2 tRNA genes and 1 rRNA gene are annotated in these 660 nt (G+C 50.2%); all 3 read right to left on the minus strand.

Going from position 1 to position 660, the window contains the following annotated elements:
• Positions 1 to 314 precede the first annotated feature (314 nt).
• Positions 315 to 390 (minus strand) — tRNA-Ala (locus F3J44_RS29415).
• A 6-nt stretch (positions 391 to 396) separates the two neighbouring features.
• Positions 397 to 473, minus strand: a tRNA-Ile gene (locus tag F3J44_RS29420).
• Positions 474 to 550: 77 nt separating this feature from the next.
• Positions 551 to 660: ribosomal RNA gene (locus F3J44_RS29425) — 16S ribosomal RNA — on the minus strand; the annotation flags it as partial.

A 660-nucleotide genomic window follows, 5' to 3' on the forward strand; every position in this document is an offset into this window, starting at 1 on the left:
GCAGGCTACCACGTCTTTCATCGCCTCTGACTGCCAAGGCATCCACCGTATGCGCTTCTTCACTTGACCATATAACCCCAAGCAATCTGGTTATACTGTGAAGACGACATTCGCCGAAAATTCGCATGTTGCGCTCTCGCGCAGAACTCACAAATTTTACCTTAGCCTGATCCACCAGCAGTGAAACTGGTGTTCAGTCTATATCTATCACATATCCGAATTTTTAAAGAACGATCTGACAAAAGCCAGAAATCAACATTCGATGCGAATGCTCATTTCTGAGTTTGATCAAGCAGTACCGCGTACAGCAAAAGTGGTGGAGCCAAGCGGGATCGAACCGCTGACCTCCTGCGTGCAAGGCAGGCGCTCTCCCAGCTGAGCTATGGCCCCGCATATTGGTAGGTCTGGGCAGATTTGAACTGCCGACCTCACCCTTATCAGGGGTGCGCTCTAACCAACTGAGCTACAGACCTATATAGGGTCTTGATCGTCTTCGACAATGAATCAAGCAATTCGTGTGGGAGCTCATCAGTAGGCTGATGTCGTCGATTAAGGAGGTGATCCAGCCGCAGGTTCCCCTACGGCTACCTTGTTACGACTTCACCCCAGTCATGAATCACACCGTGGTAACCGTCCTCCCGAAGGTTAGACTAGCTACTT

The sequence above is a fragment of the Pantoea sp. Tr-811 genome (assembly GCF_011752535.1).
Classification (GTDB): domain Bacteria; phylum Pseudomonadota; class Gammaproteobacteria; order Pseudomonadales; family Pseudomonadaceae; genus Aquipseudomonas.